Origin of the sequence: Pseudoclavibacter sp. JSM 162008, assembly GCF_041366455.1 — a bacterium.
Lineage (GTDB): Bacteria > Actinomycetota > Actinomycetes > Actinomycetales > Microbacteriaceae > Pseudoclavibacter.
The window spans coordinates 159,481-186,364 of the sequence record NZ_JBEWYX010000003.1; the positions used below are offsets into that span (position 1 = coordinate 159,481).

The 26,884-nt window shown below is 68.2% G+C and carries 26 protein-coding genes; 5 read left to right on the forward strand and 21 right to left on the reverse strand.

Going from position 1 to position 26,884, the window contains the following annotated elements; all coding sequences use genetic code 11:
• Positions 1–40: 40 nt before the first annotated feature.
• The 4 genes from ABVF28_RS03550 to hrcA all read right to left on the reverse strand — a co-directional run bounded on the left by ABVF28_RS03550 (position 41) and on the right by hrcA (position 3,377).
• Positions 41–391, reverse strand: a complete 351-nt coding sequence (locus tag ABVF28_RS03550; RefSeq protein ID WP_104312107.1) for a histidine triad nucleotide-binding protein — start codon at positions 389–391, stop codon at positions 41–43.
• Between the two features lie 9 nt (positions 392–400).
• Positions 401–1,171, reverse strand: coding sequence for a 16S rRNA (uracil(1498)-N(3))-methyltransferase (locus tag ABVF28_RS03555; protein ID WP_211890287.1), 771 nt, complete (start codon positions 1,169–1,171; stop codon positions 401–403).
• A 1-nt stretch (position 1,172) separates the two neighbouring features.
• The gene (gene dnaJ / locus ABVF28_RS03560) at positions 1,173–2,258 is read right to left on the reverse strand and encodes a molecular chaperone DnaJ (protein ID WP_371029507.1); all 1,086 of its coding nucleotides are present in this window, start codon (positions 2,256–2,258) and stop codon (positions 1,173–1,175) included.
• An 87-nt stretch (positions 2,259–2,345) separates the two neighbouring features.
• Positions 2,346–3,377 carry a heat-inducible transcriptional repressor HrcA gene (gene hrcA / locus ABVF28_RS03565; RefSeq protein ID WP_371029508.1) on the reverse strand — a complete coding sequence of 344 codons (1,032 nt, stop codon included), beginning with the start codon at positions 3,375–3,377 and terminating at the stop codon, positions 2,346–2,348.
• A gap of 166 nt (positions 3,378–3,543) precedes the next feature.
• Here hrcA and ABVF28_RS03570 point away from each other — a divergent pair, with 166 nt between their 5' ends.
• Entirely contained in the window at positions 3,544–4,098 is a 555-nt protein-coding gene (locus tag ABVF28_RS03570; protein WP_371029509.1) for a DUF4870 domain-containing protein, read from the forward strand.
• Between the two features lie 12 nt (positions 4,099–4,110).
• On the opposite strand, the gene hemW is transcribed toward ABVF28_RS03570, so the two are convergent.
• A complete protein-coding gene (gene hemW, locus ABVF28_RS03575; RefSeq protein WP_371029510.1) occupies positions 4,111–5,322 on the reverse strand; it encodes a radical SAM family heme chaperone HemW in 1,212 nt (403 codons plus the stop codon).
• A 140-nt stretch (positions 5,323–5,462) separates the two neighbouring features.
• Here hemW and ABVF28_RS03580 point away from each other — a divergent pair, with 140 nt between their 5' ends.
• A complete protein-coding gene (locus tag ABVF28_RS03580) occupies positions 5,463–6,416 on the forward strand; it encodes a TIGR01777 family oxidoreductase (RefSeq protein WP_371029511.1) in 954 nt (317 codons plus the stop codon).
• An 18-nt stretch (positions 6,417–6,434) separates the two neighbouring features.
• Here the strand turns inward: ABVF28_RS03580 and ABVF28_RS03585 are convergent, their stop codons facing one another.
• The 10 genes from ABVF28_RS03585 to ABVF28_RS03630 form a co-directional block, all read right to left on the reverse strand.
• On the reverse strand, positions 6,435–6,896 hold the full coding sequence (locus ABVF28_RS03585) for a hypothetical protein (RefSeq protein WP_371029512.1): 462 nt from the start codon (positions 6,894–6,896) through the stop codon (positions 6,435–6,437).
• Positions 6,893–7,630, reverse strand: a complete 738-nt coding sequence (gene dapB / locus ABVF28_RS03590; RefSeq protein WP_371029513.1) for a 4-hydroxy-tetrahydrodipicolinate reductase — start codon at positions 7,628–7,630, stop codon at positions 6,893–6,895. Before dapB ends, ABVF28_RS03585 begins: the two co-directional genes overlap by 4 nt.
• An 88-nt stretch (positions 7,631–7,718) precedes the next feature.
• Entirely contained in the window at positions 7,719–8,318 is a 600-nt protein-coding gene (locus tag ABVF28_RS03595) for a histidine phosphatase family protein (RefSeq protein ID WP_179556565.1), read from the reverse strand.
• Positions 8,318–9,667: a M16 family metallopeptidase gene (locus tag ABVF28_RS03600; protein WP_371029514.1), complete on the reverse strand. Its 1,350-nt coding sequence runs from the start codon at positions 9,665–9,667 to the stop codon at positions 8,318–8,320. The genes ABVF28_RS03595 and ABVF28_RS03600 overlap by 1 nt, the downstream gene beginning before the upstream one ends.
• A 144-nt stretch (positions 9,668–9,811) precedes the next feature.
• Positions 9,812–12,070: a polyribonucleotide nucleotidyltransferase gene (locus tag ABVF28_RS03605; protein WP_104312116.1), complete on the reverse strand. Its 2,259-nt coding sequence runs from the start codon at positions 12,068–12,070 to the stop codon at positions 9,812–9,814.
• Between the two features lie 255 nt (positions 12,071–12,325).
• Entirely contained in the window at positions 12,326–13,408 is a 1,083-nt protein-coding gene (ppk2, locus tag ABVF28_RS03610) for a polyphosphate kinase 2 (RefSeq protein WP_371029515.1), read from the reverse strand.
• A gap of 125 nt (positions 13,409–13,533) precedes the next feature.
• Entirely contained in the window at positions 13,534–13,803 is a 270-nt protein-coding gene (gene rpsO, locus ABVF28_RS03615) for a 30S ribosomal protein S15 (protein ID WP_104253448.1), read from the reverse strand.
• A gap of 109 nt (positions 13,804–13,912) precedes the next feature.
• Complete coding sequence (locus ABVF28_RS03620; protein ID WP_068480291.1) at positions 13,913–14,287, reverse strand: FKBP-type peptidyl-prolyl cis-trans isomerase; 375 nt, start codon at positions 14,285–14,287, stop codon at positions 13,913–13,915.
• A 3-nt stretch (positions 14,288–14,290) separates the two neighbouring features.
• On the reverse strand, positions 14,291–15,535 hold the full coding sequence (locus ABVF28_RS03625) for a PrsW family intramembrane metalloprotease (RefSeq protein WP_371029516.1): 1,245 nt from the start codon (positions 15,533–15,535) through the stop codon (positions 14,291–14,293).
• Complete coding sequence (locus tag ABVF28_RS03630; protein WP_104312119.1) at positions 15,532–16,713, reverse strand: PrsW family intramembrane metalloprotease; 1,182 nt, start codon at positions 16,711–16,713, stop codon at positions 15,532–15,534. Before ABVF28_RS03630 ends, ABVF28_RS03625 begins: the two co-directional genes overlap by 4 nt.
• A 167-nt stretch (positions 16,714–16,880) precedes the next feature.
• Between ABVF28_RS03630 and ABVF28_RS03635 the strand changes: the two genes are divergently transcribed.
• The gene (locus ABVF28_RS03635) at positions 16,881–17,339 is read left to right on the forward strand and encodes a hypothetical protein (protein WP_371029517.1); all 459 of its coding nucleotides are present in this window, start codon (positions 16,881–16,883) and stop codon (positions 17,337–17,339) included.
• 97 nt (positions 17,340–17,436) lie between these two features.
• Here the strand turns inward: ABVF28_RS03635 and ABVF28_RS03640 are convergent, their stop codons facing one another.
• Both ABVF28_RS03640 and ABVF28_RS03645 read right to left on the reverse strand, forming a co-directional pair.
• Entirely contained in the window at positions 17,437–18,933 is a 1,497-nt protein-coding gene (locus ABVF28_RS03640) for an aspartate ammonia-lyase (RefSeq protein WP_371029518.1), read from the reverse strand.
• Between the two features lie 51 nt (positions 18,934–18,984).
• Positions 18,985–21,141, reverse strand: coding sequence for a DEAD/DEAH box helicase (locus tag ABVF28_RS03645; protein ID WP_371029519.1), 2,157 nt, complete (start codon positions 21,139–21,141; stop codon positions 18,985–18,987).
• 265 nt (positions 21,142–21,406) lie between these two features.
• Here ABVF28_RS03645 and ABVF28_RS03650 point away from each other — a divergent pair, with 265 nt between their 5' ends.
• Complete coding sequence (locus ABVF28_RS03650; RefSeq protein WP_179556559.1) at positions 21,407–22,063, forward strand: maleylpyruvate isomerase family mycothiol-dependent enzyme; 657 nt, start codon at positions 21,407–21,409, stop codon at positions 22,061–22,063.
• A gap of 86 nt (positions 22,064–22,149) precedes the next feature.
• Here ABVF28_RS03650 and ABVF28_RS03655 read toward each other — a convergent pair whose 3' ends face one another.
• Genes ABVF28_RS03655 through truB form a run of 4 tightly spaced genes read right to left on the reverse strand, consistent with a single transcriptional unit; the run spans position 22,150 to position 24,848 of the window.
• Positions 22,150–23,109 (reverse strand): bifunctional riboflavin kinase/FAD synthetase, encoded by a 960-nt coding sequence (locus tag ABVF28_RS03655; protein ID WP_371029520.1) that lies wholly within the window; start codon positions 23,107–23,109, stop codon positions 22,150–22,152.
• Complete coding sequence (locus tag ABVF28_RS03660; protein WP_104312124.1) at positions 23,093–23,545, reverse strand: hypothetical protein; 453 nt, start codon at positions 23,543–23,545, stop codon at positions 23,093–23,095. The genes ABVF28_RS03655 and ABVF28_RS03660 overlap by 17 nt, the downstream gene beginning before the upstream one ends.
• A complete protein-coding gene (locus tag ABVF28_RS03665) occupies positions 23,542–23,928 on the reverse strand; it encodes a hypothetical protein (protein ID WP_104312125.1) in 387 nt (128 codons plus the stop codon). The genes ABVF28_RS03660 and ABVF28_RS03665 overlap by 4 nt, the downstream gene beginning before the upstream one ends.
• Positions 23,925–24,848, reverse strand: a complete 924-nt coding sequence (gene truB / locus ABVF28_RS03670; RefSeq protein ID WP_371029521.1) for a tRNA pseudouridine(55) synthase TruB — start codon at positions 24,846–24,848, stop codon at positions 23,925–23,927. Before truB ends, ABVF28_RS03665 begins: the two co-directional genes overlap by 4 nt.
• A 99-nt stretch (positions 24,849–24,947) precedes the next feature.
• On the opposite strand from truB, the gene ABVF28_RS03675 reads away from it, so the two are divergent.
• Positions 24,948–26,855, forward strand: a complete 1,908-nt coding sequence (locus ABVF28_RS03675; protein WP_371029522.1) for a 2-dehydropantoate 2-reductase — start codon at positions 24,948–24,950, stop codon at positions 26,853–26,855.
• Positions 26,856–26,884 lie beyond the last annotated feature (29 nt).

Below are 26,884 nucleotides of genomic sequence, written 5' to 3' on the forward strand. Positions count from 1 at the left end.
GCCCGATTGCTCGGCGCCGCGGGTCGATGAACTGTCTTGACTAGGCAAGGGATCCTTCCGAGAGTCCTCCGCCGAGGACGTGGGCGTGTACGTGGAAGACGGTCTGGCCCGCGGCCGCTCCCGAGTTGAAGACGAGGCGGAACTCGCTGTCCGTGTGCTGGTCGGCGAGCCCCTGGGCGACGGCGACGACCTCGGCGAGCAGCTCGGGGTCTCCGGCTGCCAGCTGGGAGACGTTCGCGTACTCCTGAGTCTTCGGGACGACCAGGAGGTGCACGGGTGCCTTCGGGCTGATGTCCTTGAACGCGATGACCCGCTCCGACTCGAAGACGATGTCGGCTGGGATCTCGCGGTTGATGATGCGCGTGAAGATGGACGGCTCTGAACTCGACATGCAGCCAGCCTACGACTCGGCGCCCGAGCGGAGCCGCGAGTCCCACGAGCCGCTCAGGGCGAGGATCGCGGCGATGGCGGCTGGAGCCGCACTCGAGGTCCGCAGGACGGAGGCGCCGAGATGCACGCGGCGACCGCCGGCAGCCTCGAACGTCTCGAACTCGCTGCTGTCGATCCCGCCTTCCGGGCCGACGACGAGCGTCAGCCGCCCCAGACCCGCGGTTGGACGCTCCTCGAGCGCGTCTCTCAGCGAGATGTCGCCGAGAGGGTCGAGCACCAGCAGCGGACCTTCCGCGGCGAGCCCAGCGACCTGTGCCGTCGAGTGCAGAGCAGCGACGTCGGGAACCCACGGCGACAGGCTCTGCTTGCTGGCCTCCCTGGCGACGGCGGCCCAGCGCTCTCGGCCCTTCTCCGCCTTCTGGTCCCAGCGACTCACGCTGCGCTTCGCCTGCCAGGGGACGAAGGCCGCGGCGCCGAGCTCTGTGGCCACCTGAACCGCGAGATCGTCCCGTCCGGCTTTCGCCAGCGCCTGCACGACGACGACTCGGGGCTCGGGCTCTGGAACCCGGCTGGCCCGGAGGACGTTCACGACCGCCAGGTCGCGTTCGAGTGCGGCGAGCTCGCCGTCGACGACGAAGCCGCGCCCGTTGCCGAGCTGCAGGTGCTCGCCCACGCGCATGCGCGCCACGCCCATGTGCTTGGCCTCCGCCCCGCGGACCTGCGTGACGTCGCCCGCACGAAGCGCCTCGTCGAGGTCCTCAACGAGGTAGAGCCAGGCCATGTCAGCGGCCGAATCGGTCGCGGAGCTTCGAGAACATCCCCTGCTTCTCGCGCGCGAGGCGCGGTGCCTCGTGACGATGACGGGTCGCGAACTCCTCGATCAGCTTGCGCGACTTCCCGTCGAGCTTCGCGGGCGTCACGACCTGCACCGCGATGTCGAGGTCGCCTCGGTGCGTCGAGCGCAGACGCGTGATCCCACGACCGCGAACGGTGAGGACCTCGCCCGACTGAACGCCGGCCGGGATCTGCAGGTCGACATCGCCGTCAAGGGCGCCGACCGTGGTCGAGGTGCCGAGGATCGCGTCAGCCATCGACACCTCGATGACGCACTGCAGGTCGTCGCCGTCACGAGAGAAGACCTCGTGCGGTCGGACCCGGATCTCCAGGTAGAGGTCGCCGTTCTCTCCACCAGCCGGACCGGCTTCGCCTCGGCCGGGAAGGTGGATGCGCAGGCCGGAGTCGACGCCGGAGGGGATGTCGACGGGAATGCTCACGTTGGCGCGCACACGTCCCTGACCGTGGCACGTCTCGCACGGATGCTCGATGACGGTTCCGTAGCCGCGGCACTGCGCGCACGGCTGGTTCGTGACGACCATGCCCAGGATGGAGCGCACCTGACGCTGGACCGAACCGGCTCCCCCGCATGCCGAGCACGTCGTCGGCGAGGTGCCCGGAGCGCAGCACGTTCCCTGGCAGTTCTCGCAGGCGACCGCAGTGGTGACCTCGAGGTCGCGGTGCGTGCCGAACATGACCTCGTCGAGGTCCAGCTCGACGCGAACCAGCGCATCCTGACCGCGCTCTGCCCGCGACCGCGGGCCCCGGGAACCCTGCTGCCCGAAGAAGGTCTCGAAGATGTCCCCGAAGCCGCCGAAGGACTGCCCGTCCGGTCCGCCCTGGTCGTACTGTCTGCGTCGCTCGGTGTCGCTGAGCGTGTCGTAGGCGTGCGTGACGGACTTGAAGCGCTCCGCGGCGTCCGCGGACGGGTTGACGTCCGGGTGCAGCTGGCGGGCCAGCTTGCGGTAGGCCTTCTTGATCTCGTCCTGGGACGCCTCGCGGCTCACGCCGAGCACGTCGTAGTGGTCTGCCAAGAGTGGCGACTCCTTCTTTGCATCTGTGAATGTGTGCCTGTGTTGTCAGGCACCGGGTGCAACCGCCGGCGAGCCGGTCGGTGTCGGTCAGGCGTCCAGGTGTCTTTCGTCGAGCACCCGTGACAGGTAACTCGCAACGACCCGCACGGCCTGGATATTCCGCGGGTAGTCCATTCTCGTCGGTCCCACCACCCCGAGGCGCGCATCGCTGCCAGAGCTGCGATATCCGCTGGTCAGGATGGCCGTCTCGCCGAGGCCGAGGTCGACGTTCTCCTGGCCGATGCTGACCGAGTAGGCCTCGGTGCTGGAGTGGAGCTCGTCGAGCAGGCGCAGCAGCACGACCTGCTCCTCGATCGCCTCGAGCACCGGGAGGATGCTCGAGGGGAAGTCGCGTTCCGTTCGGGCGAGGTTGGCGGTCCCTGCCATGACGAGGCGCTCCTGGCGGTGCGCGAGCACGAGCTCGAGCAGGTTGGCCACGACGGGCGCGAAGAGCTCCGCGTCCTGCTGCCCCATGATGCCGCTCACGTCCCTCAGCTCAGTGGATGCGTGCGCGACGGTCCGGCCGACGAGACGACCAGCGAGGCGATCGCGGAGCACGTGAAGCTGCTCGACACTCACCTCAGCCCCGAGATGCCCGATGCGCTGCTCGACGCGGCCAGAGTCGGTGATGAGGACGGTGAGCACCCGCCTGCTCGAGAGCAGCACGAACTCGACGTGCTGGATCGACGCGTTCGCGAGCGACGGGTACTGCGCGATCGCCACGGAGTTCGTCAGCTGGGCGAGCAGGCGCACCGAACGCCCGAGCACCTCGTCGACGTCCTCGCTGCCCTCGATGAAGGTCTCGATCGCGCGTCGCTGCGCACCCGAGAGCGGTCGGAACTCGGCAAGCCGGTCGACGAAGAGCCGGTAGCCCTTGTCCGTCGGGATGCGCCCGGAGGACGTGTGCGGGGCGACGATGAGCTCCGCGTCCTCGAGCTGCGCCATGTCGTTGCGGATGGTCGCGGCTGAGACGCCGAAGTCGTGACGGTCGGCGATCGACTTCGAGCCGACGGGCTCACGGCTCGTCACGTAGTCGGTGACGATGACTCGGAGCACCTGCATGCTTCTGTCCGAAACCACGATGCCCCTTCCGCTTCCGACCGCTGGCCCTCGACGGGGCGCCCATCTGGCACTCCCAGTCAGAGACTGCCAATCCTACCGCGTTCGGTCGACGGCAGGGGCAGAATGCCCAGGCCGTCACCGAGCAACCGAAATAGCCTGGGTGAAAACCGTCGAGAGGAATCCCATGTCCGATCACAACGCACCGACCCCGCAGCCTGGGAATGAGGATCCTGCTCAGCACCAGCCGTACAGCCAGCCCGGCCCGTACGGGCAGCAGCCCCCATACGGGCAGCAGGCGCCATACGGACAGCAGCCCCAGTACAGTCAGCCGCAGTACGGCCAGCAGCAGGCCGGGCCGCACTCGAGCGGTGCCACGAGCTCGGAACCGCCGCTGACGGCGGACGGGGACCGCCTCGTCGCGACGTTCGATCACCTGCTCAACATCGTCGCGCCCGCTGTCGGCCCACTGATCCTCTGGCTCGTGACGAGGCGGCGCGGCCCACTCGCCAACAGCGAGGGCCGTGAAGCCCTCAACTTCGGCATCACCGTCGCGATCATCTACGTCGGCATCGGGGTCATCTCGCTGCTGTCCCTGTTCGGCGGACCGTTGGCCCTGCTCGTGCCACTGCTGTACCCGCTGCTCTGGGTCGCCGTCGTCGTGTACGCGATCCTCGGCGCAGTGCAGGCCAATCAAGGCCGACCGTACCGCTACCCGGTGACCTTCCGGTTCGTCAGCTGACGAGGGCACGTCTCAGACGGCGATGCGCCTGACGATCGCATCCGCCATGAGGCGGCCCCGCAGCGTGGGCACGAGCCTCCCCTGCAGCGCCGCCCTGCCGTCGACGAGCGACTCGGCGATGAGCTCGGCGACCACACTGGAATCGTCGAGCTCAGAGATCGCGAGTCCTTCGCGGAGTCGTGACCCGAGCATGATGCGCTCGAACCGCTTCGTGTCCTCGTCGAGCACCTCCCGCCCCATGGCCGGGGTGATGCCGTCGGCGAGCCTCGACGCGTACGCGCTCGGGTGCTTCGCGTTCCACCAGCGCACTCCGCCGACATGGCTGTGCGCTCCCGGTCCGAAGCCCCACCAGTCGGCGTCGCGCCAGTAGGACAGGTTGTGGCGCGACGGATGCTCGCCCCGCAGCGACCAGTTGCTGACCTCGTACCACTCGAAGCCGGCCGAAGCCAAGCGCTCCTCCGCGAGCTCGTACATGTCCGCTTGCAGGTCGTCGTCGACGGCGGGCACCTCACCGCGGCGAATCTGCCTGGCGAGCTTCGTGCCGTCCTCGATGATGAGGGCGTACGCGCTCACGTGCAGCGGCTCCTGCTCGAGGGCCATGTCGAGCGAACGGCGCCAGTCCTCGAGCGACTCCCCTGGCGTGCCGTAGATGAGATCGAGACTCGGCTCGAGCCCAACCCTCTTGGCGGCAGCCACCACGATCGGGATGCGGGCGGGGTCGTGCGTGCGCTCGAGCACGGCCAGCACATGCGGGACCGCCGACTGCATCCCGAAGCTCACGCGGGTCACACCGGCCTCGCGCAACTGCGCGAGTTCACGTTCGCCGACTGAATCCGGGTTCGCCTCGACCGTCACCTCGGCGTCAGGGGCGAGGCCCCAGCGGCTCCGAACGCCATCGAGCATCGCCGCGAGGTCGCTGACCGGCAGGAGGGTCGGCGTCCCACCGCCGAAGAAGACGGTCGAGACCTGGCGGGGCGATCCTGCGAGAACGCGCTCCGCGATCACCATCTCCTTCTCGACCTCACCCGCGTAGCTCGAGCGAGATACCCCGCCGAGCTCCTCGGCCGTGTACGTGTTGAAGTCGCAGTACCCGCACCTGACACGGCAGAAGGGCACGTGGATGTACACGCCGAAGTCGCGTGCTTCGGCGCCGATGAGAGCCTGAGCCGGGAGCTCGCCGCTCGGCGGGACCGGCTCGCCAAGAGGCAGGGCGCTAGGCGCCAAGATGGCCGTTCAGCTTGGCCCAGCTCGGGGCGCGAGTCTCGTGATGCACCCGGACAGCCTAGGCGGTTTCCGTCGCCACATCACCCGAGCCCCACCGTGCGTTGCGCTCCCGCCCAACTGAGGGGACTACCGTCTGAGTCATGAGCAGCCAGGCGACCTCCCATAAGCACGTTCTCGTCTCCGGGGCATCCGGCATGATCGGCCACAGCCTGATCGAGGAACTCCACGCGCACGGCCACCGTGTCACGCGGCTCGTCAGGCGCGAGCCGAAGGACAGCACCGAGTTCCGATGGAACCCCGCGCAGCGCACCCTCGACGCGAGGGTGCTCGACGGGGTGGACGCGGTGGTGAATCTCTCGGGGTCACCGCTCAGCAAGCTCCCGTGGACCTACAACGTGAAGAAGGAGATCCTCAGGTCGCGCGTGAATGCGACGCTCACGATCACTGCTGCGATGGCCGCGTCAGCGAACCCGCCGACCCTGCTCATCAACGGCTCGGCTTCCGGCGCGTACGGCGACCGGCCAGGTCAGGTCCTCGACGAGGACTCCCTGCTTCCAGAGACCGACGAGTTCCTGCCCCGCGTCGTCGACCGGTGGGAGCGCGCGGCGCAGACGGCGCCGGAGGGCACCAGGGTGGTTCTCGCCCGCACGGGGCTCGTACTGGGCCGCGGCGGAGTCCTCACGGTCCTCAAGACGCTGGCGAGCGTCGGGCTCCTCTCCCAGCTGGGTGACGGCACGCAGCACTGGCCGTGGGTCAGCCTCCGCGACGAGGTGCGCGCCCTCAGGTTCCTGCTCGAATCCGACGACGCGCAAGGCGCCTACAACCTGGTCGGTCCCACCCCCGCGACGGCCGACGAGATCCAGCAGCAGCTGGCGACCGAGCTCGGTCGCCCCTACAAGCTGAAGGCGCCGTCGACCCTCATCGACCTCACCCTGCAGAAAGCCGGCCGCGAGCTGTTCCTCGCCGACCAGCAGATCCGTCCGAAGCGCCTCCTCGACGCCGGATTCGCGTTCAAGGACCGCACCGCCACGCAAGCCGTGGAGCTCGCGCTGAAGTCTCCTGAGTTCGAGCCGGAGCTGGGGGCCGGTGTCTGACCTGAGCCTGAGCGCAGTTCACGCCACCTCGGGGCGCACCTTCTCCAGGCGGATACCCTCCCGAAGCGCTGACCTCGCTCGCTTCCGGTCTCCGGACGCCGAGTAGGCCAGCCCGAGGCGCATCCAGGCACGCCAGTCGTCGGGGGCGGCTTCGACCTCGGCCTTCCACTTCGGGAAGTCCTCGTCGGCGGCCTCGCGCACGACTCGGCCGCTCGGACGCTTCGGCAGGTCGTCCTCCGGCAGCTCCCCTGCGTCAGCGAGGCGCCGGAGCAGCCGCTCCGTCTGCATCCCGAACAGCAGCTCGCGTGCGATGAAGACGACCGCGAGGACCGGGAAGACGATGAGCGCCGCGCCCATGATCTTCGCGACGATATCGCCAGCGAACAGGGAGACCGCCATGCCGGCGACGAAGACGACGTAGAGCAGCAGGAGCAGTGTGACAGCCGCGACGCCCAGCTTGGTAGCGAGGTTGCGCTTCACGCTCTGCCCAGCAGTTCGCCGAGGCCGAGCACATCGTCAAGGCCGACCGTCGTGCCCTGTGAGGACCGCGCGTGCCCGATCGCAAGCCTGATGCCCTGCACATACGCCTCTTGTGAGATCGTCTCGTGTCGAATCGTGAGCACCTCCCCAGCTCCCCCGAGAACGACCTGCTGGTCGGCGACAACACCGCGCAGACGCATGCTGTGGATCGGCACGCCTGCGACCTGCTGTCCTCGCGCCTCCTGGTCGGCGTTCGGTGGGCTCAGCGGGTGCTCTCGCGCTGCCGCGATGAGCTCCGCGGTGCGGACCGCCGTCCCGGACGGGGAGTCCACCTTCTTGTCGTGGTGGGCCTCGAGGATCTCGATCGAGTCGAAGAACCGGCCGGCCACGCTCGCCAGCGCCGTGCCGAGCACGGAGCCGAGCGAGAAGTTGGGGACGAACACGGCTGCTCGTCCGGCCGGCACGACCGCCGCGACGCTCGCGATGCGCTGCTCATCCCACCCGCTCGTGCCGACGACCACATCGAGCCCGTGCTCGAGCGCGAACGGCACCGCGATCTCCGAGGCGTCGAGGTGCGACACGTCCACGAGCACGTCGGCGCCGAGCATCTCCTCAAGCGGAGTGGCACTCGTCAGCCTCGCGTGGAGCGCAAGCCCCTCCGTCGAGTCGATGATGCGCTCCACGAGGCTTCCCATGCGACCGGATGCGCCGAGCACGGCGACCTGAGTTTCCATGTCTCCAAGGGTACGGGCAACCGCCGTCGGTCCAGGTCGCTGTGGAGGGAGCGTCTGGCTGCGCGGCGGCGCCGAACGCCGCGAGTGGTCAGACCGCGATCGAGGCGCTGACGCCCGTGCGAAGTTCCGGAGTCAGGTGCGCCTGGTCGTTGAACAGCAGCAGCTCCGCGGGCTTGCGCGTGCGGACACGCACGACGGTCAGCCCCGTGTTCACCGAGTTGAGCCCGAGCCAGCGCCAGTCTGGAGCGTCGACGACCCGACGCACGAACTCGCCGATCACGAAGTTGTGGGTCACGAGGAGCGTGTGCCGATCGTCTCGGCTCTTGCTGAAGAACGTGTCGTAGGCGTCACTCATCTGCGCGACACCCGCCTCGATGACCTCATCGCCGATGCCGCCGAAGAAGCCGTCGTAGATGGAGGGTGCGCCGTCCTGTCCAGTGGGGATGCAGTCGAACAGCAGCGTCGACTCGAGAGCCGCCGGGCCGCTCGTGTACTGGTCGATGATCGCGCTCGTCTGCACGGCACGATCGAGCGGGGAGGTGTAGGTCTCGCTGAGCGGGACGGCGGCAAGACGACGGCCGATCAGGTGGGCCTGCGCACGGCCTCGCTCGGAGAGCGGGCCGTCGTTGATACCGTGCTCTGCGTTCTCCTGCTCGCCGTGTCTGACGAGGTAGAGGTAGTGCGACATCAGCGGCGCTCCAGTTCGGTCCTTGCTTCGGACGACAGTTTACCGACAGCGGATGCGACGAGCTCGCCGCTGAACATGTCGGCGGCGACCGACTGCACCTCATCGAGTGTCACGGCCTCGACTCTCGAGAGTGCCGCCTCGAGGTCGTAGAACCGGCCCGTGTGAATCTCCGCGCGGCCGAGGCGCGACATGCGAGTGTCCGCGTCCTCGATCGCCAGCGCGGAGCCGCCAGCGCTCGCGCTCTTCGCATCCGCCAGCTCCGTGGCCGTCACACCGTCCTGCACGAGCTTCTCGGCTTCCTGGCGCAGCACTCGGACGGTCTCGAGCACGTTGTCTGGCGCGCATCCGGCGTACATGCCCGTGACGCCGAGGTCTGAGTGACTTCCGCCGAAGGAGTACACCGAGTACGCGAGCCCGCGCTTCTCCCTGATCTCCTGGAACAGGCGCGACGACATGCCCCCGCCGAAGATCCGGTGCATGAGGCCGAACGCCTCCCGACGCGGGTCGAGCTGGGTGATGCCTTGCCCGCCGATGACGAGCGCCAGCTGCTCGAGCGGGCGGTCGATGGCGGACAGCGGGCCGGTGGGCACTGCGGACCCGGGCTGCAGGGCCGTCTCCCGACGGGCCACGGGGGCGGACGGCACGTCGAGGTCCCACCCTCCGGCCTTCAGGTTCCTCTCGAGCTGCGCACGGACCTCGTCGTGCTTGACCGCGCCCGCGATCGTCACGACGAGTTCCTCGGGACGGTAGTGCTGGCGGTAGGAGCTCCAGACGGCGTCGCGTTCGGCCGCCCTGATCGAGGCCGGGGTCCCGCCGATAGGTCGCGCGAGCGGATGCGTGCCGAGCAGCGTCTCGTAGAAGCGCTCCCAGACGACGTCGTTCGGGTCGTCGTCGGCCATCGCCAGTTCTTCGATGATGACACCGCGCTCGATCTCGAATTCCGCCGCGTCGATCACGCTCGAGGTGATCATGTCGCTGAGCACGTCGACGGCCATTGGCAGGTCCGCATCACGAACCTTGGCGTGGTAGAGCGTGTGCTCCTTCGCCGTCTGCGCGTTGACTTCGCCGCCCACCCTCTCGAACGCGGCCGAGACCTCGAAGGCGGTACGCGAGGGCGTCCCCTTGAAGAGCAGGTGCTCCAGGAAGTGTGTGGATCCGTACTCGTGAGGCTGCTCGTCGCGCGAGCCGACCGGCACCCACAGCCCAATGCTGGAGCTGGCGGCCCCGACGACCTCTTCGGTCAGGAGGCGCACGCCGCTGGGGAGGACGGATCGGCGGAAGAGGCCGCCGTTCGACACACGTGCTTCGATCTCGGGAAGGTCAAGTGGCAGTTCAATGGCATCGCGCATAACCAGTCAAGCCTAGAGCGTCCGAGCGGTGCGAGCGTCAGCGACGTGGGAACTCCCAGCAGCGAGGCGGAAGCGCAGCCGCAGGACAGCAAGACGGCCCCGCGCAGGGATGCGCGGGGCCGTCTCGGCGATACGGGGCCGGAGTTACTCGGCGCCTGCCTCGAGGGCGACGCCCTCTTCAGCTGCTGCTTCCTCGACCACTGGGGCGAGCGACAGCTTTCCACGGTCGTCGACCTTGGTGATCTCGACGAGGATCTTCTGGCCGACTCCGAGCACGTCCTCGACGTTCTCGACGCGCTTGCCACCGGCGAGCTTGCGCACCTCGGAGATGTGCAGGAGGCCGTCCTTGCCCGGGAGGAGCGAGACGAAGGCACCGAACGACGCGATCTTGACGACCGTGCCCAGGTACTGCTCGCCGACCTCGGGGTTGGTCGGGTTCGCGATCGCGTTCACCGCTGCCCGAGCGGCTTCGGCGGACGGACCATCGACAGCGCCGATGTACACGGTGCCGTCGTCCTCGATCGAGATGTCGGCGCCGGTGTCGTCCTGGATCTGGTTGATGACCTTGCCCTTTGGCCCGATCACCTCGCCGATCTTGTCGATCGGCACGCGGACCGAGATGATGCGCGGAGCCGTGGCTGCCAGCTCATCCGGCGTGTCGATGACTGCGTTGATCGCCTTGTCGAGGATCTGGATGCGAGCATCCCGAGCCTGGGTCAGCGCGCCGTCGAGGACCGACGTCGGGATGCCGTCGAGCTTCGTGTCGAGCTGGATGGCCGTCACGAACTCGGCCGTGCCGGCGACCTTGAAGTCCATGTCGCCGAGTGCGTCTTCAGCGCCGAGGATGTCGGTGAGGGCGGCGTAGCGCGTCTCTCCGTCGACCTCGTCGGAGACGAGGCCCATGGCGATGCCGGCAACGGGCGCGCGCAGCGGCACGCCGGCGTTGAGGAGCGACAGCGTGGAGGCGCAGACCGAGCCCATCGACGTCGAGCCGTTCGAGCTGAGCGCCTCCGAGACCTGGCGGATCGCGTAGGGGAACTCCTCGCGGCTGGGGAGCACCGGCACGATAGCGCGCTCGGCGAGGAAGCCGTGCCCGATCTCGCGACGCTTCGGCGAGCCGACGCGTCCGGTCTCACCCGTCGAGTACGGCGGGAAGTTGTAGTGGTGCAGGTAGCGCTTCGACGTGATCGGCGAGAGCGAGTCGATCTGCTGCTCGAGCTTGAGCATGTTCAGCGTGGTGACGCCGAGGATCTGCGTCTCGCCGCGCTGGAAGATAGCCGAGCCGTGCACGCGAGGCACGACGTCGACCTCTGCGTCGAGCTGGCGGATGTCGGCGACGCCGCGCCCGTCCATGCGCTTGCCCTCACGGAGGATGCGTCCGCGGACGACGTCCTTCGTGACGGTCTTGTACGCGGCGGACACCTGACCGGCGACGGAGGCGTCGAGCTCTCCGCTTTCGATCTTCGCGGCGATCTGCTCTTTGACGCTCGCCTTGAGGGCGTCGTCCGCGTCCTGTCGCTCGACCTTGCCGGCGATCTGGTACACGTCGACGAGGCCGTCGTGCGAGAGCGCGGTGACGGCGTCGAGCGCCTCCTGCGTGTACGGGAGGAAGACGGGGTACTCGACGACGGGCTTCGCGGCCTGGTCTGCGAGCTCCTGCTGTGCCTTCACGAGCTGCGTGAGGAACGGCTTCGCCGCCTCGAGGCCCTGTGCGACGACCGCTTCGTCCGGCTTCTGCGCGCCGGCCTGGATGAGGCCCCACGCGTGCTCGGTGGCCTCGGCCTCGACCATCATGATGGCGATGTCTTCGGTGCCGTCAGCCTTGGTGACGAGGCGACCGGCGACGGTGAGGTCGAAGACCGCGTCAGCGAGCTGCTCGAACTTCGGGAACGCGACCCACTGGCCGTCGATGAGCGCGAGACGCACACCGGCGATCGGGCCGGAGAACGGCACGCCGCTCAGCTGCGACGAGAGCGACGCGGCGTTGATGGCGAGGGCGTCGTAGAACTCGCCCGGTGCGATGGAGAGCACGGTGACGACGACCTGGACCTCGTTGCGCAGGCCCTTGACGAAGGACGGGCGCAGGGGGCGGTCGATCAGGCGGCAGACCAGGATGGCCTCGGTCGATGGGCGACCCTCACGGCGGAAGAACGATCCGGGGATCTTTCCGGCGGCGTAGCTGCGCTCCTCGACGTCGATCGTGAGCGGGAAGAAGTCGAAGTTCTCCTTCGGGTTCTTCGAGATGCTCGTGGCCGAGAGCAGCATGGTCTCGTCGTCGAGGTAGGCGACGGCGGAGCCCTGCGCCTGCTGGGCGAGGCGCCCTGCTTCGAAGCGGATCTTGCGCTGGCCGTGCTTGCCGTTGTCGAGAACGACTTCAGAGAACTTGATTTCGGGACCTTCCAAGAGGTCTCCTCCTTTTGCGTGTGCACGCGAAGGGAAAGCGCGACCGGGTCATCCCGGGCTGATCGTCAGTAGAAGACCTCTGTCTTGTTCGCGCTTCGACGCGAAGCCACGACAGGAACCCACCACCGAGGACCAGCTACTCGCCGCCCCGCGTATCTTGAGTGTTTGCGACATCAACTCTACCAGCGGAGGCGCCGAGCAGCTGGAACCCGTGCGGCGATTGCCGACGAGCCGCGCAACACTGCAGACCTGGCCCTATTTCTTGCGCGACGCTCGAGGCAGCTCCGTCACGAGCGGGAACTCACCGGTCGGCTTCTCCCCCTCGTCGTAGAGCTTGCTCGGGGATCCGACGATCTTCTTGTCGGCCGCGTGCGCGACGCCCTCGTCCTTCGACGGGTAGTCGAACTGCGAGAGGACGTAGCGCATGGCCTCGAGCCTCGCCCGCTTCTTGTCGTTGGACTTGACGACCGTCCACGGCGACTCCGCGGTGTCCGTGTAGAAGAACATCGCCTCCTTGGCCTCGCTGTACTCGTCCCACTTGTCCAACGAGGCGAGGTCGGTCGGGCTCAGCTTCCACTGGCGCACCGGGTCGTCCCGCCGGGCGGCGAAGCGAGCGAGCTGCTCGGCCCGACCGACGGAGAACCAGAACTTGATGATCGTGGTGCCGGAGTTCACGAGCATCCGCTCGAACTCAGGAGCCGACCGGGTGAACTCGAGGTACTCCGTCGGCGTGCAGTAGCCCATGACGCGCTCGACGCCAGCACGGTTGTACCAGGAGCGGTCGAGGAGCACGATCTCGCCACCGGACGGCAGGTGCTCGACGTAGCGCTGGAAGTACCACTGCGATTGCTCCTTCTCCGTGGGCTTCTCGAGCGCGACGGTGCGTGCACCGCGGGGGTTCAGGTGCTCCATGAAGCGCTTGATCGCCCCGCCCTTGCCTGCCGCGTCACGCCCCTCGAAGATGATGACGACCTTCTGGCCGGTCTCCTTGACCCAGGTCTGGAGCTTCAGCAGCTCGATCTGCAGTGCGCGCTTCTGCTTCTCATACTCCTTGCGCGGGAGCTTCGTGTCGTACGGGTAACCGTGCCGCCAGGCCTCGCCGAGCGGGTCCTCGTCTCGGAGCTCTGCGAGCTCGTCGATCTCGGGAGTCGTGTCCGGGATACCTGCCCGGTTCAGGCGGTACGCGGTCTGAGTTCCTTGGGCGGATCTGCGGGAGCGACCGTTCGAGCCATCGGCAGCCTTGCTTCCATCGACGAGGGCTCCATCGCCGTCGGATGCGGCCTTTGCCTGGCCCTTTGAACCTGCCTGGTGCTGAGCTGGGGTGCGAGAGGCTGCCATGACGACAGCCTAGTCGCGCCTCGGCGAGCGGCCACCGCCGAGACGGTTCGACTTCTCGCACGCGGTCAGCCCGTCGAACGCGAAAAGAGCCCCTGCCGATGGCAGGGGCTCTTCGCAGCAAGTGCTTAGCGGCGGAGGCCGAGTCGTCCGATGAGCGAACGGTAACGCGCGATGTCGACGTCGGCGAGGTAGCCGAGCAGACGACGACGCTGACCCACAAGCAGCAGGAGACCACGACGCGAGTGGTGGTCGTGCTTGTGCTCCTTGAGGTGCTCGGTGAGCTCCTTGATTCGCGTGGAGAGGATGGCAACCTGAACTTCAGGGGAGCCAGTATCACCCGGGTGCGTTGCGTACTCTTCGATGATGGCCTTCTTGCCCTCAGCGCTTAGTGCCATTGACAGACCCCCTTCTCTTTCGTTGCGCGGCGCTCAGCACACAGTGTGCGAGCTCTCTTGATCCGCGGCCGTTTCACGGCAACCGAAAGAGCATATCAGGTTCGAAGGCTCAGCTCACACCCAGCAGGTCGATGATGAAGACGAGCGTCTTGCCGGACAGCGGGTGTCCTCCGCCTGCCGCGCCGTAGGCGAGGTGGGGTGGGAGCACGAGCTTGCGCCGTCCACCGACCTGCATGCCGGGAATGCCTTCCTGCCAGCCGCGCACGAGCGCCTTGAGCGGGAAGTTGACCGACTCGCCACGGTTCCACGAGGAGTCGAACTCCTCCCCCGACTCGAATTCGACGCCGAGGTAGTGCACGTCGACCGTCGAGGACGGCTCCGCGACTGCCCCGTCGCCCACGATGATGTCTTCGATGACCAGCTCTGCTGGTGCCTCTCCACCTGGGAAGTCGACTTCTGGCTTGGTGCGATCAGTGTTTGTCATGTCCTACATCCAAGCGCCGGAGCCTGGACGAGTCCCGGATGACGCGCCGTGCGGCTGCGCCTGCGCCATGATGAGCTCGCCGCGAAGCTCGCCGAGACGGCGCAGCAAGAGCCGCTCGTCCAGCAGCTTGCTGGTCCGATTGGGGTCGAGGACGACCTGGTGACGCACACTGGCAAGACGCGTGGACTCCGTGATGAAGTCACGCATGGCCTTGTCAGCGCGCTTCCCTGAGCGTCGCGCCCAGGCGCGTGCGCTCGACCTGCCCCGCATGGTCGAGAGCATTCTGATCTCCGCGGGCGAGTACCAGCCGACGGCCGCGTACTCGGAGAGTCGGTCGACGATGATGCGCGCGTCTCTTCTCCGAAGCAGGAAGATCGTGACGATCCAGGCGATGAAGATGGGCACCATCACGACGGCGAAGAACAGGATGAGGCCGAGGATGCCCGCGGACTGCTGCACGAGGCCGGAGCCCACGTTCCAGAGCGCGTGCAGTCCCATGACGGGAATCAGGCCGAGCGCGAAGCCGCCGAGCGCGGATCCCCAGCCACCGCGGCGTGCGCCGATGCCCATGCCGATCCCCGTCAGGGAGACGCACATCGGGTGCAGAAGCGGAAGGGCTATACCGCGGATGAAGTACTGGGCGACGAACCCGCCGACGCCTGCCTCCTGCCACATCGAGGAGAAGTAGAGGATGTTCTCGGTGAAGGCGAACCCGGCGCCGAGCAGCGCACCGTAGACAAGGCCGTCGGTCGGGCCGTTGAAGTGGCGCCGAGCCACCGCATAGATGACGATGAGGCCGAGGCCCTTCCAGATCTCCTCGCCGACGGGAGCCTCGACGGATGGCCCCCACCAGGCCGGGAGCGCGCCGGGCAGGAGCGCTTCGCGCAGCAGGCCGGTGAGCAGCGCACCGCCGACCGCGATGCCGCCGCCCCAGAACACCGCCCCGATGAGCAGGATGCGCGGCTCCGGCTCCCAGCGGTCGATGAGCCAGACGACCATCCAAACGACGAAGAGCGGGATGAGGGCGGCCAGGACGCTGCCGAGGAGCACCACGTCGCTGCTGCCGAGGTAGGCGAGGAAGAGGACGACGGCGATGATGAGCGCCGCGAGGCTCATCACGACGATCGTGGTGATGCGCATCGCGAGCTCGCCCCTGGTCGGGGGCTGCGGGACCGCGAACTGCGGGTCGAGCTGACGCTGCGCGCCGGCTGCCGCCCAGGCACCCTGCTGTGGCTGAGGCGCGGTCACGACGCGGCCGACCTGGTGCCGGCGACGCCGAACGCGGCAAGCTGCGAGCGGTGCTCCTTGACGCGGTCGAGCATCCGCTTCTCCACGACGCGTCGGTTCGGATCGCGCTTGTTGACACGCGCGTGCTCGCGGGCGAAGGCCAAGCGGGACGAGTCCTGCACGAAGCCACGCATCGCGCGGTCAGCTTCGGGGCTCACCGACTTGGCCCACGCGAAGGCCTGCTCCCGTGCGCTCCAGTCACCGATCATGGCGACCTCTGAGGTCGTGAACCAACCGGCGTCTGCGTACTCGCCGAGCCGGTCGACGATGATGAGACGGTCGCGGTCGTGCAGCTTCACGAGAAGCCAGGCGAGCAGCAGGAAGATGGGCAGCTGGACGACGAGGTAGAAGATGAGCCATCCGAACTGGTTGGTGGGGTCGACGCCGAGGAGCGGCAGGATGAGAAGGCTGCCTCCGTTCCAGAAGGCGTGCGCGAGAATCGCGATGACCAGGCCGCCGAGCCCCATGAGGACGGGGCGCATCCATCCGCCGCGCCGGGCTCCCCAGCCGATCGCCATGCCGGTGATGCCCGTGAAGAGGGCGTGCGCGAACGGCGAGAGGATGCCACGCACGATGAACGTGGACGCGAAACCCGCGGCGGAGTCGGCTGCCTGCGAGAAGTAGATGATGTTCTCGGTGAAGGCGAAGCCGGCCCCGATGACGGCGGCGTAGCTGAACCCGTCGAGCGGGCTGTCGAAGTGTCGCCTCGCGAACACCAGGATCAGAAACAGCCCGACGGCCTTGATGGCCTCCTCCGAGACGGGCGCCTGGATCAGCACGGAGAACTTGCTGACGTCACCTTCGGTCGACAGGTAGGACCGCGCGACGTCGAGCATCATCCCGCCCGTCACGAGGGTGCCGACGACGGATGCGCCTGCTCCCCAGAACAGCCCGAAGGCAAGCAGGATGCGGGGCTCCGGCTCCCATCTGTCGAGCCACCAGACTGCGGCGAGCACGAGGCCGAGCGGGACGAGGGCTGGGATGGCCATGGTGAGGGCGGCGAAGCGCAGCTCGCTGAAGAGCCACGCGACGACGCCGACGGAGAGCAGGACGGCGAAGCCGAGCAGCAGCAGCCAGGTGAGCCTGCCGCGCGTCAGCCTCCGACGCTTCTTCGGCGCGACGGACGTGGCACTGCTCATCGATGGTCCTCCGTGCGTTGGGTGGGTGTCCGGATCAGGGGCTGCCGGGATCGCGGCGCGCGCGGGTTGCCCCGTCTCGTCGACACGCTGCGGTCAGCTTAGCCAAGCCGGGGCGCGTCGAGCGAACGGCCAGTCGGCGGCGGCAGTCGCACGGTAGATTGGGACCCATGATGCGTCTCGGATTCCTTCTCGGTGCCACTGTCGGCTTCATCGCTGGTATCAGCACGAGTCGCGTGCATGCAGAAGAGGTCGCGAAGGACATCGGCGGCAAGTCGAAGGCGTTCGCCGAGCGCATGACGGTGTCGGCGGAGGATCTGCGGCGACGCAGCGACACCCAGCTCGAGGACATGCGCCGGCGCGTGGACGAGCAGCTCGAGGACATGCGCAAGCGAGTCGACGATGGGTTCGACGACGTCAAGCGTCGGGTCGAGGAGGAAGTCGAGAAGAGCATCGAGTCCCAGGTGCAGACGCTCGTCCGCGCCGGCCAGGCCCGCGAGGACGTGCTCGAGACCTTCGAGGACGATGACGCGGACGCCATGTTCTCCCCCACTGAGACGGCGTCGCCCCGCCACGCGGCTCGCGCCGACGACGCCCCCGCCGCATCAGACGAGAAGCCGTCCAACTGACCTCACGAGGCTTGACCGGTTCGGCCCCGCCGGTGCACGCGCACCGGCGGGGCCGAACTCCTTGCAAGACGCGCGCCTCGCGAGCGACGGGCGGACGCTACGAGAAGTCGCGCAGGTCGGCTCGGTCGAGGCTGTCCTCGAGCGCCGTGGCCTGAGCCTGCGTGATGATCGGGATGGCACTCGTCACGGCCTGAATACCCGAGAGGCGTTCAGGCGAGAGGATGCTCGTGACCTCTTCTCGGCTGAGGAGCCCCCGCTCGACGACGAGGTCCGCGATGGTGGCCTTCGTGTTGAGGGCCTCCTTCGCGAGCTTCGAGGCCTCCGAGTAGCCGATGTACGGCGTCAGGGCCGTCACGACGCCGACGGAGCTCGAGACCCTGGACTCGAGAAGCTCCTCGTTGGCGGTGATGCCGTCGATGCAGTTCACCCGCAGGGTGCGGGCTGCCCTGCGGAGCCAGGCCGAGTTCTGCATGAGCGTGTGCAGCATGACGGGCTCGAACGCGTTGAGCTGCAGCTGACCGGCCTCGGAGGCCATGGAGATCGTCACGTCGGCACCCGCGATGACGAACGCGACCTGATTGACCGCCTCAGGAATGACCGGGTTGACCTTGCCCGGCATGATCGACGAACCTGCCTGGCGTGCCGGCAGGTTGATCTCGCCGAGACCCGCCTGCGGGCCGGACGACAGCAGTCGCAGGTCGTTGCAGATCTTCGACAGCTTCATCGCCGTGCGCTTGATGACGCTCGAGAGCGACATGAAGACGCCCGTGTCGCTCGTGGCCTCGATGAGGTCGTGCGCCGTCTGCAGGTCGTTGTAGCCCGTGATCTTGCGAAGCTGTCGCATGACCGCGGACGCGTAGCTCGCTTCCGCCGTGATGCCGGTGCCGATCGCCGTCGCGCCGAGGTTGAGCTCGAGGAGCAGCGGCAGCACGTCGCGCAGGCGCTCGATGTCCTCGCCGATCGTCGTCGAGAAGCCGCTGAACTCCTGGCCGAGAGTCATCGGCACCGCATCCTGCAGCTGCGTGCGACCGATCTTCAGGATGTGCTTGAACTCGCTCCCCTTGACGCGGAACGCGTTCTGCAGAAGCGTGAACTCGTCGATGAGCCGTTCGGTGGCGTGCACGAGCGCCACCTTGACGGCGCTCGGGTACGTGTCATTGGTCGACTGCGAGCGGTTGACGTGGTCGTTCGGCGAGAGGAACTCGTAGTCGCCGAACGGCCGGCCGGCGAGCTCGAGCGCTCGGTTGGCGATGACCTCGTTCACGTTCATGTTCGTGCTCGTGCCCGCGCCGCCCTGGATGACACCGACGACGAACTCCTCGTGGAGCTTGCCGTCGATGATGTCCTGGCAGGCGCGATCGATGAGCCACGAGCGTTCCTGATCGAGCACGCCGATCTCGAGGTTCGCACGTGCCGCCGCCTGCTTGACCTGCGCGTAGGCCACGATGAAGTCCGGGTACACGCTGATCTGTCGTCGGCTGATCGAGAAGTTCTCGAGGGCACGCGCGGTGTTCACGCCCCAGTAGGCACCTGCGGGGATCCGCATCTCGCCGAGCGAGTCGCGTTCGACACGGAATTCCTGCGTTTCTGACATGACCTGATGGTCCTCCAACTTCGTCGTCTGAGTTTCCGCGCTGACCTCAGCCTACTGCCGGCGCGCTCCTCGGATCGCCGCTTCGAGGAGACTCGCCAGCGCATCCACCTGGATGCTGTCGGCGGACTGCTCACCCGCGTCGATGCCCTCGAGCGCCCGCAGCGCGAGGCCCTGCTTGGCGTCGATCAGCTCCGCGATGCGGGCATCGATGGTCTGGGCCGCGACGATGCGCCACGCCGTGACCGGCTCTTCCTGACCGATGCGGTGCACGCGGTCGATGGCCTGAGTCTGCTCGGCTGCGGTCCAGCTGAGCTCGGCGAGCACCACGTCAGACGCGGCCTGCAGGTTGAGGCCGACGCCGGCGGCGAGGAGCGAGCAGACGACCACCTGCACGCTCGGGTCGTTCTGGAAGGCATCGATCGCGGCCTGGCGCGCCGCTGGCGACTGGTCGCCACGGATGGAGACGGATGAGATCTCGTTCTCGGCGAAGGTGCGCTCGGCCGCGTCCATGACCTCGATGTGCTTCGCGAAGAACACGACCTTGCCGGCCGAACGCGCGATCTGCCCCGCGTACTCCGCGGCGAGGCGCGCCTTGGCGGCACCGATCGTGCGGAGCATGGTGAAGATGCTCGCTCCAGTCGAGGAGGCCTTCGACTCCTCGACTTCCTGTCGTGCGATCATCCGCACCCGATCGAGGTCGACGACGCCGGGTTCGAGACCCGCGGCAGACGCCATCCGGCGGTAGCGCTCCAGGAGGCGCGCGACGAGCGCCGCCTCCGCCGCTCGGATGCTCCGGCCTTCGTCGGAGTCGAGCTCGACAGGCATGTCGACGACACGCTTCGCGGGGAGGTCCGCCGCGACGTCGATCTTCCGCCTGCGCACGATGCCGAGATCGATGACCGTCTGTCGCGCGGCGGCGAGGAAGCCGGGGTCGCTCGGCACGAGTCCCGTCTCGTCCAGGCGATCGAGCAGCAGCTGGGAGGGCCGATCGCCCTCGAGCCAGCCGAGGAACTGCCAGATGGCCTTGAAGTCGTCGACGTCGTTGATGAGCGGCGTTCCCGTCAGCGCCATGAGCAGCGGGTCTGCGCCTGGAACGCGCGCGCGGATGCTGTTCGCGAGCTGCATGACCAACCGCGACCGCTGCGACTGCAGGTTCTTGATGAAGTGCGCCTCGTCGAGCACCATGCCCTTGAACCCTAGAGAGGTGAGCCACCCCAGGTGGCGGTCAAGGATCTCGTAGTTGACGACGAACACGTCCGCGAAGGCGTCGATGCCCTGACCGTCACCGGAGATGACGGTGACGCGGCGGTTCGGGGTCCATCGCTGGACCTCGCGTGCCCAGTTCGTCTTCACGACGTTCGGGACGACGCACAGCAGCGGATACGCGTCGGCGACCGACGCCGCGAGCAGTGCCTGCGCGGTCTTGCCGAGTCCGGGCTCGTCGGCGAGCAGGTACGCCCTGTGCCCCTCGGCGACGCTCGCGAGGAGCCTCGCCTGGTGATCCATGAGCTCCTGCCCTGGCGGGGAGATTCGGTCCCACCGAGGGGCAGGAGGCAGCTCCATCGAAGCCGCGTTGCCGCCCGCACCGGTCTCGAAGGCACGGAGCAGCGGCCCGAGCAGCTCCCAATTGGAGAGGCGCGAATAGTGCGGCGTCGTCGTGTTCACGCTGGTGAGCACGGGAGCGAGGAACGGGTTGGAACGCGTCCGCGCCTTGACGGACCCGGGAAGGACCTGACGCTGCGCGATCTCCGGCGGCAGCTTCTCCGCCTGGGTCTCGGGTTCCGGCTGCTCGTCGACGACCATCTCGATGCCGCCAGCGAAGAGCATCTGCTTGCGCAGGGCCTTCGCCGCCTCGCTGACAGGAGCGCCCGGTTCGAGCAGGCTGATGAGCGACGTGTCACGGGCAGCGGTCTTCGCGAGGATCGAGGCGAGACCGTCGAGACGCTTGAGCGCCTCGGCCCTGTCGTGCTCGCCGAGCTCCGTCGACTCCTTCGCCTTCGCGCGCTCTTCGCGCATCAGCAGGGCGATGACCTGGAACTTCGTGCGGTTCGACGGCGAGACCTTGCCTCGCTGAGCGGAGGCCTCGACTTCCCGCGCCGCCTTGGCGAGCTGAGGGATGACGCCGGTGTTGTCGACGGGCTTACGGTGGCGTGGCGCCGTGTGAACGCCGGCGCGACCGCCGGCTTGGGCGCGTGTCCTACGAGACATGCCCCTCCTTATGCAACGTGGCAGGGATCGGGAAGTTGAGCCGGGCGGAGGTCGCAGCATCGGCGCCGAACGCGGCGACCGGCAGTGAGGCGGGCGTCGGCCCACTCGAGTGACGAGCTCCCGGATGTCATGCAGGTCTCGAGGAGAGTTCAGATTCCCTCAGACACCAGCGTTGACAGTGTACGCCAGGCGACCCGCAGGTTTCGACTCGGGAACGACGTGTCGTTGCCCCGCACAGACTCCGCGCGGGTGCGATAATCGTCAGGTGCCACAACGCCCTTTCCCAGATCCCGACCGGCCGTACTTCACGCCGTCGAAGCGGGTCGCCGGCGACTGGAGCGCTCACATCGCGACGACGCTCGACCGCACCGCCACGCTGCTCGCAGGGTTGACGCCCGAACAATGGGAGACTCCCAGCAAGTGCGACGGCTGGAGCGTTCGTGACGTGGCCGGGCACCTCGCCTGGAGACTCGGCTCCCCCACATCCTCCCTCGTGCGTGAGGCGTCCAAGGGCGTATTCCGCAAGGGACTGCGGGTCGACGCCTACCTGGACGACATCGCGAAGCGCGAGGGAGCAGCCCCGACCGAGGAACTCGTCGCGCGCATCCGCTCCATCGCGGCCACGAAGGTCGTCTCCCCGACGCGAGCCGGTATCTCCGAGCTCACCGAGGCGGTCGTGCACACCTACGACATGACCGAGGCGCTCGGTCTGCGGATCCGTCTCAGCCCACGGTCGACGAGCGCGGTTGCCCTCGTGCGCACGCGGGTGCCGCTCAGCTCGGCGGCGTCCCTCGCGAAGCGCAATCGGCTCCGCGCGACAGATGCGCGGTGGCAGATCGGCGACAAGGGACCTGTGGTCGAGGGGACCGCGGCGCAGCTCGTGCTCAAGCTCTTCGGGCGCAGCGTGCAGCTCGACGACTAGGCACGTCCCACGGTGCCCACGCTGAGACGGTCGGTCCGGCCTCCGGCGGGCGCCGACGATCTGTCGAATCTCCCCGGAAGTGCGACTCAGACGGCGTAGCTGCCGCCGAGCGTCTCCGCAGCCTCGACGACATCGAGCGCCATGCGGTCCTTGAGCGCGTCGATGCTGTCGAACTTCTCCATGCCGCGTATCCGCTCGACGAACTCCACGTGGGCCATGAGCCCGTAGAGGTCGACCGTCTCGCCGATGAGGTGCGCCTCGACCTGCTTGCGGGGCACCCCGTCGAAGGTGGGGTTGTTGCCGATCGAGATCGCCGCCGGAGCGCTCAGATCCCCGCCCCTGAACCAGCCCGCGTAGACCCCGTCGGCTGGAATGAGGCCCTCGAGCTCCGGCGACAGGTTCGCCGTCGGGAACCCGAGCTCCCGACCGCGCTTCGCGCCGTGGACGACCTCCCCCGTCACGGTGTGGTTGTGCCCGAGCACTTCGGCGGCGGCACGGACCTCACCGGCTCCGAGGAGCTCGCGAACCCAGGTCGAGGATGCGCGGCGTTCGGCGTGCGAGCGCGAGTCCTCCGCCATCTCGTCATCGGCGATGACGATCTCGAATCCGCAGCTGGCGGCGAGCTCGCGCAGCAGAGCGACGTCGCCGGCCCCCTTGGCGCCGAAACGGAAGTCCTGTCCCACGACGATGAGCCGCATCCGGAGCGTACCCACGAGCAGATCCCGGACGAACGCCTCCGGACTCATGCCAGCGAGGGTGTCGTTGAACGGCAGGACGATCGTCGAGCCCAAGCCGGTCTCGGCGAGCAGGTCGATCTTCTGGCTCAGCGACGTGATCGGCTCTGGCTCGACGCCAGGCGTGATGAGCGAGAGCGGATGGCGGTCGAAGGTGACCGCGACCGGCTCCAGCCCGCGCGAGGAGGCCTCGTCGACGAGACGCGAGAGCAGCCACCGGTGGCCGCGGTGCACGCCGTCGAACTTGCCGACGGTGATGGCACTCGGCGCGAGCTCGACAGGCAGCTCAGCCAGGTCAGTGAACAGCCGCACGTTCCCTCTTTCGTCTCGATCGTCCCGTCTCAAGCCACGCGATGCCGAGGATCGGGAGCACAAGAGGAATATACGCGTAGCCCACCCCGAAGTCCGACCATACGGTGTCGGAGGGGAACAGTTCCGGGTGGAACTCCGTCAGCGACCCGACCACGAGGACGCCGACGAGCTCGAAGACGATCGTGAACCAGGCAATTCGATTCCAGACGCGCCCGCGCCGGACGAGCGCGATCGTGGCGAGCAGGTACACAAGCGCCGCGGCCGCGGAGAGCGAGTACGCGAGAGGCGCCTCGCCGAGCTTGGAGAGCAGCTGGTACGAGCTCCTGCCGATCGACGCCAGCGCGAGCACCGCGTAGATGACGACCAGCACTCGCCCCGAGCCCCGCGCACCCTGGTACCCGCCGTCGCTGCCGGGCTCGCGCTCGGCTCGGCTCACGCCTGTGCCCCGATGAACGGGCTGGCGCCGATCCAGATCTGGTGCATCCTGAAGACCATCACGCCGACGGTGAGGGCGGCGATGCCGAGGATCACGGTCGACCACCGTGTGCGCTCGACGAGACCCCAGAAGACTGCCGCGGGCGGGATGATGACCGCCACCACCCAGTACATCCAGAACTCGAGGGCGTCCCCGACCGGCGCATTCCCCGTGGCGGGCGCGATGAGCGCGATCACGAGCTGCGCTACGAGCAGCAGCTCGACGAGGGCGACGGCGCCCACCGTCACATCGCCGGGCTTGCGGCCGGCGGCGCCCGCGATGACGCAGAAGACACCGGCTGCGGCGCTCACGAGGCAGAGCGTCCAGGTGAACCAGTCGATCACGCCTTGGCCTCCGTCGGCATGTTGAACTCCGACTTGAGCACGCCGGCCTTGGCTCTGGCGATGCCGATGAGGTCGCCGTCCGGGTCGATCGCGGCGAGCACCCCGTCGTCGGCGCCCGCATCGAGGCGCAGCTTCTTGCCGTTTCTGAGGTCGGCAGCCTGCTCGGCGGTCGCCTCGAAGGCGCGGAACCGTCGGAGCGCAGCTTGCGCCGGCGCCAGGAGGCGCGCTCCGAGGTCGTCCACGTCCGGTGCGACCGCATCCTCGATGCCGAAATCGCCGACGCGCGTGCGCCTGAGCGCCGTCAGGTGCGCACCCGTGGAGAGCGCAGCGCCGAGGTCTCGTGCCAGGGCCCTGATGTAGGTGCCGGACGAGCAGGAGACACGGATGTCGAGGTCGAGGACGGGCTGCTCTTCTGCGGTCGTCGACCGCGAATCGAGGAGCTCGAGCTCGGAGATCGTCACGTCGCGGGCTGCGAGCTGCACGGCCTCGCCGTCGCGAACGCGCTTGTAGGCACGAACCCCGTCGACCTTGATCGCACTCACCGCGGAGGGGATCTGGCTGATCGGCCCACGAAGCGCAGACATCGCCGCCTCCACACGCTCTGGGGTGACCGCCGCGACAGCTGACGCGGGGGCAGTGGCTGTGACCTCCCCCTCCGCGTCCTCGGTGTTCGTCGAGACCCCCAGACGCACCGTCGCGAAGTACTCCTTGTCGTCGCCGACGAAGTAGGTGAGGAGACGCGTGGCGCCGCCCACGCCCAAGATCATGAGTCCGGTCGCCATCGGGTCGAGCGTGCCGGCGTGGCCGACCTTCCGCGTCCCGAGCGCCCGCCTCGTCATCGCGACGAGCGTGTGACTCGTCGGCCCCTGGGGCTTGTCAAGGAGGAGGACACCGCTTGGGCCGGAAGATGGAGTCGTCATGTCCCCAATATCCTACGGTGCCCGTAGGCTCGTTCCCGGCCACCGGACGGAGCCGGGATATCCCGGCGACCGCCCTTCCACACGCGCGGAGGAGATCAGATGCGGGTTGCGGTCATCGGCGCCGGCGCGGTCGGGGGTACGCTGGCGCTCCTCCTGGATCGAGCAGGGCACGAGGTCGTGCTCGTCGAGCGAGATGACGCGCGGGTGTCCCCCGCCGACCGACGGCACCTCGTGCTCACCGGCGCGTTCGGCACGCACGACGCAGAGCTCGCGACGCGCCGAGAGCTCTCCGGAGCGTTCGACCTCATCCTGGTCGCCGTGAAGGCGCAGGACACCGTGCGCGCGGTCGAGCCGCACCTCGAAGCGGTGGCTCGCGCCGTGACGGTCGTCGTGCAGAACGGCCTCGAGGGTGCGTCGACCGTCGAACGGATGCTCACATCGATTCCGGAGGCGCTGAGGAGTGGATTCGTCGCAGGAGGGCTTGCCACGTTCGCCGTCAACCGGCCCTCGTCCGATGAGGTCCGGGCAACGGCGGCTGGATCACTGACGCTCGGAACGGCATCCAGCGCCGACGCTCCGCGCCTCGCGCAGCTCGCAGCGGATCTGTCACCCGCGATCGAGGCGCCGGCCACCGATGACCTGGCCTCAGCGCTGTGGAGCAAGCTCCTCATCAATCAGGTCAACGCGCTGCCGGCCATCACCGGGCTCAGCGTGCAGGAAGTGGGTGAGCACCCAACCCTCCTGAGCGTCCTCGCTGCGAGCATGGGCGAGCTGCTCACCGTCGCGGCGGCCAGTGGCGCAATCCACGTCGAGGTCGGCCCGTTCGACGCGGCGCTCGCATCTCTCGCGAACAGCCAACCTCGCGAGCCGGGCGACGCCAACGCTCGGAACGAGCGACTGGCGCGCGAGCTGTCCGCCGCCTTCGGTCCGACGCCGAACTACGCATCGACGCTGCAGAGCATCCGCCGCGGCGAGGCGACAGAGATCGACGCACTCAATGGAGCCGTGGTCGCCCACGGTCGCGCGCTCGGTCTGCCCGCTCCGGTGAACGCGACCCTCGCGGAGCTCGTCCACGACATCGAGCGCGGGCAACCCCACTTCTCCCCGTCCGCGGTCCACAGCTCCACGGTGACGGCCGCCATCAACGCCTGGTTCGACCGCGGCCATCGCGCGCTCGCGTGGCGCCTGCCCACGACCACGCCGTGGGGTGTGCTCGTGAGCGAGACGATGCTGCAGCAGACCCAGGCCGCCAGAGTGGAACCGAAATGGCTCGACTTCATCGACCGCTGGCCCACGCCAGCTGCGATGGCCTCCGCATCGGAGGCCGAAGTGCTCCGGTTCTGGGATCGGCTCGGCTACCCGCGCCGAGCTCTCTGGCTCCTCGCGTGCGCCCGCTCGATCGTGGCTGACCACGCTGGCGCCGTCCCGCGCACACGCGAGGAGCTGCTCGCGCTGCCAGGCGTCGGTCCCTACACGGCATCAGCCGTGATGTCGTTCGCCTACGGCGTGCCTGAGCCGGTCGTCGACACGAATGTTCGTCGAGTGCTCGCGCGCGCGTTCGGGGGCGTGGAGACTCCGTGGGGGCCGTCTGCCGTGCGCGACGCCACGGAGATGCGGGCAGTCTCCCCCGCGGATCCCGACGCCGCGAACGCCTGGAACGCCGCAGCAATGGAGCTGGGTGCCGTTGTCTGCACCGCAAAGCGGCCGAAGTGCGAGGAGTGCCCCGTCATGGGCCTGTGCGCGTGGTTCCGAGCTGGCCGGCCAGCCTCCAACGGCGCCGCCAGGAAGCGCCAGGCAACGTTCGCCGGCTCCGACCGTGAGATGCGAGGCCTGGTGCTCCGCGAGCTCCGGTCGATCCCGGGCGGCGTGGAGATCGCGTTCCTGCAGCAGCACCTCGCCCCATCCGGTGCGGATGCAGACCGCTTCACGCGTGCGATCGCCTCGCTGAAGAGCGACGGACTCATCGTGGAACGCGAAGCGGCGGAGATAGCGCTCGCCGGCGACTGAGCAGTCACCGGCGAACGCTGGAGCAGTGA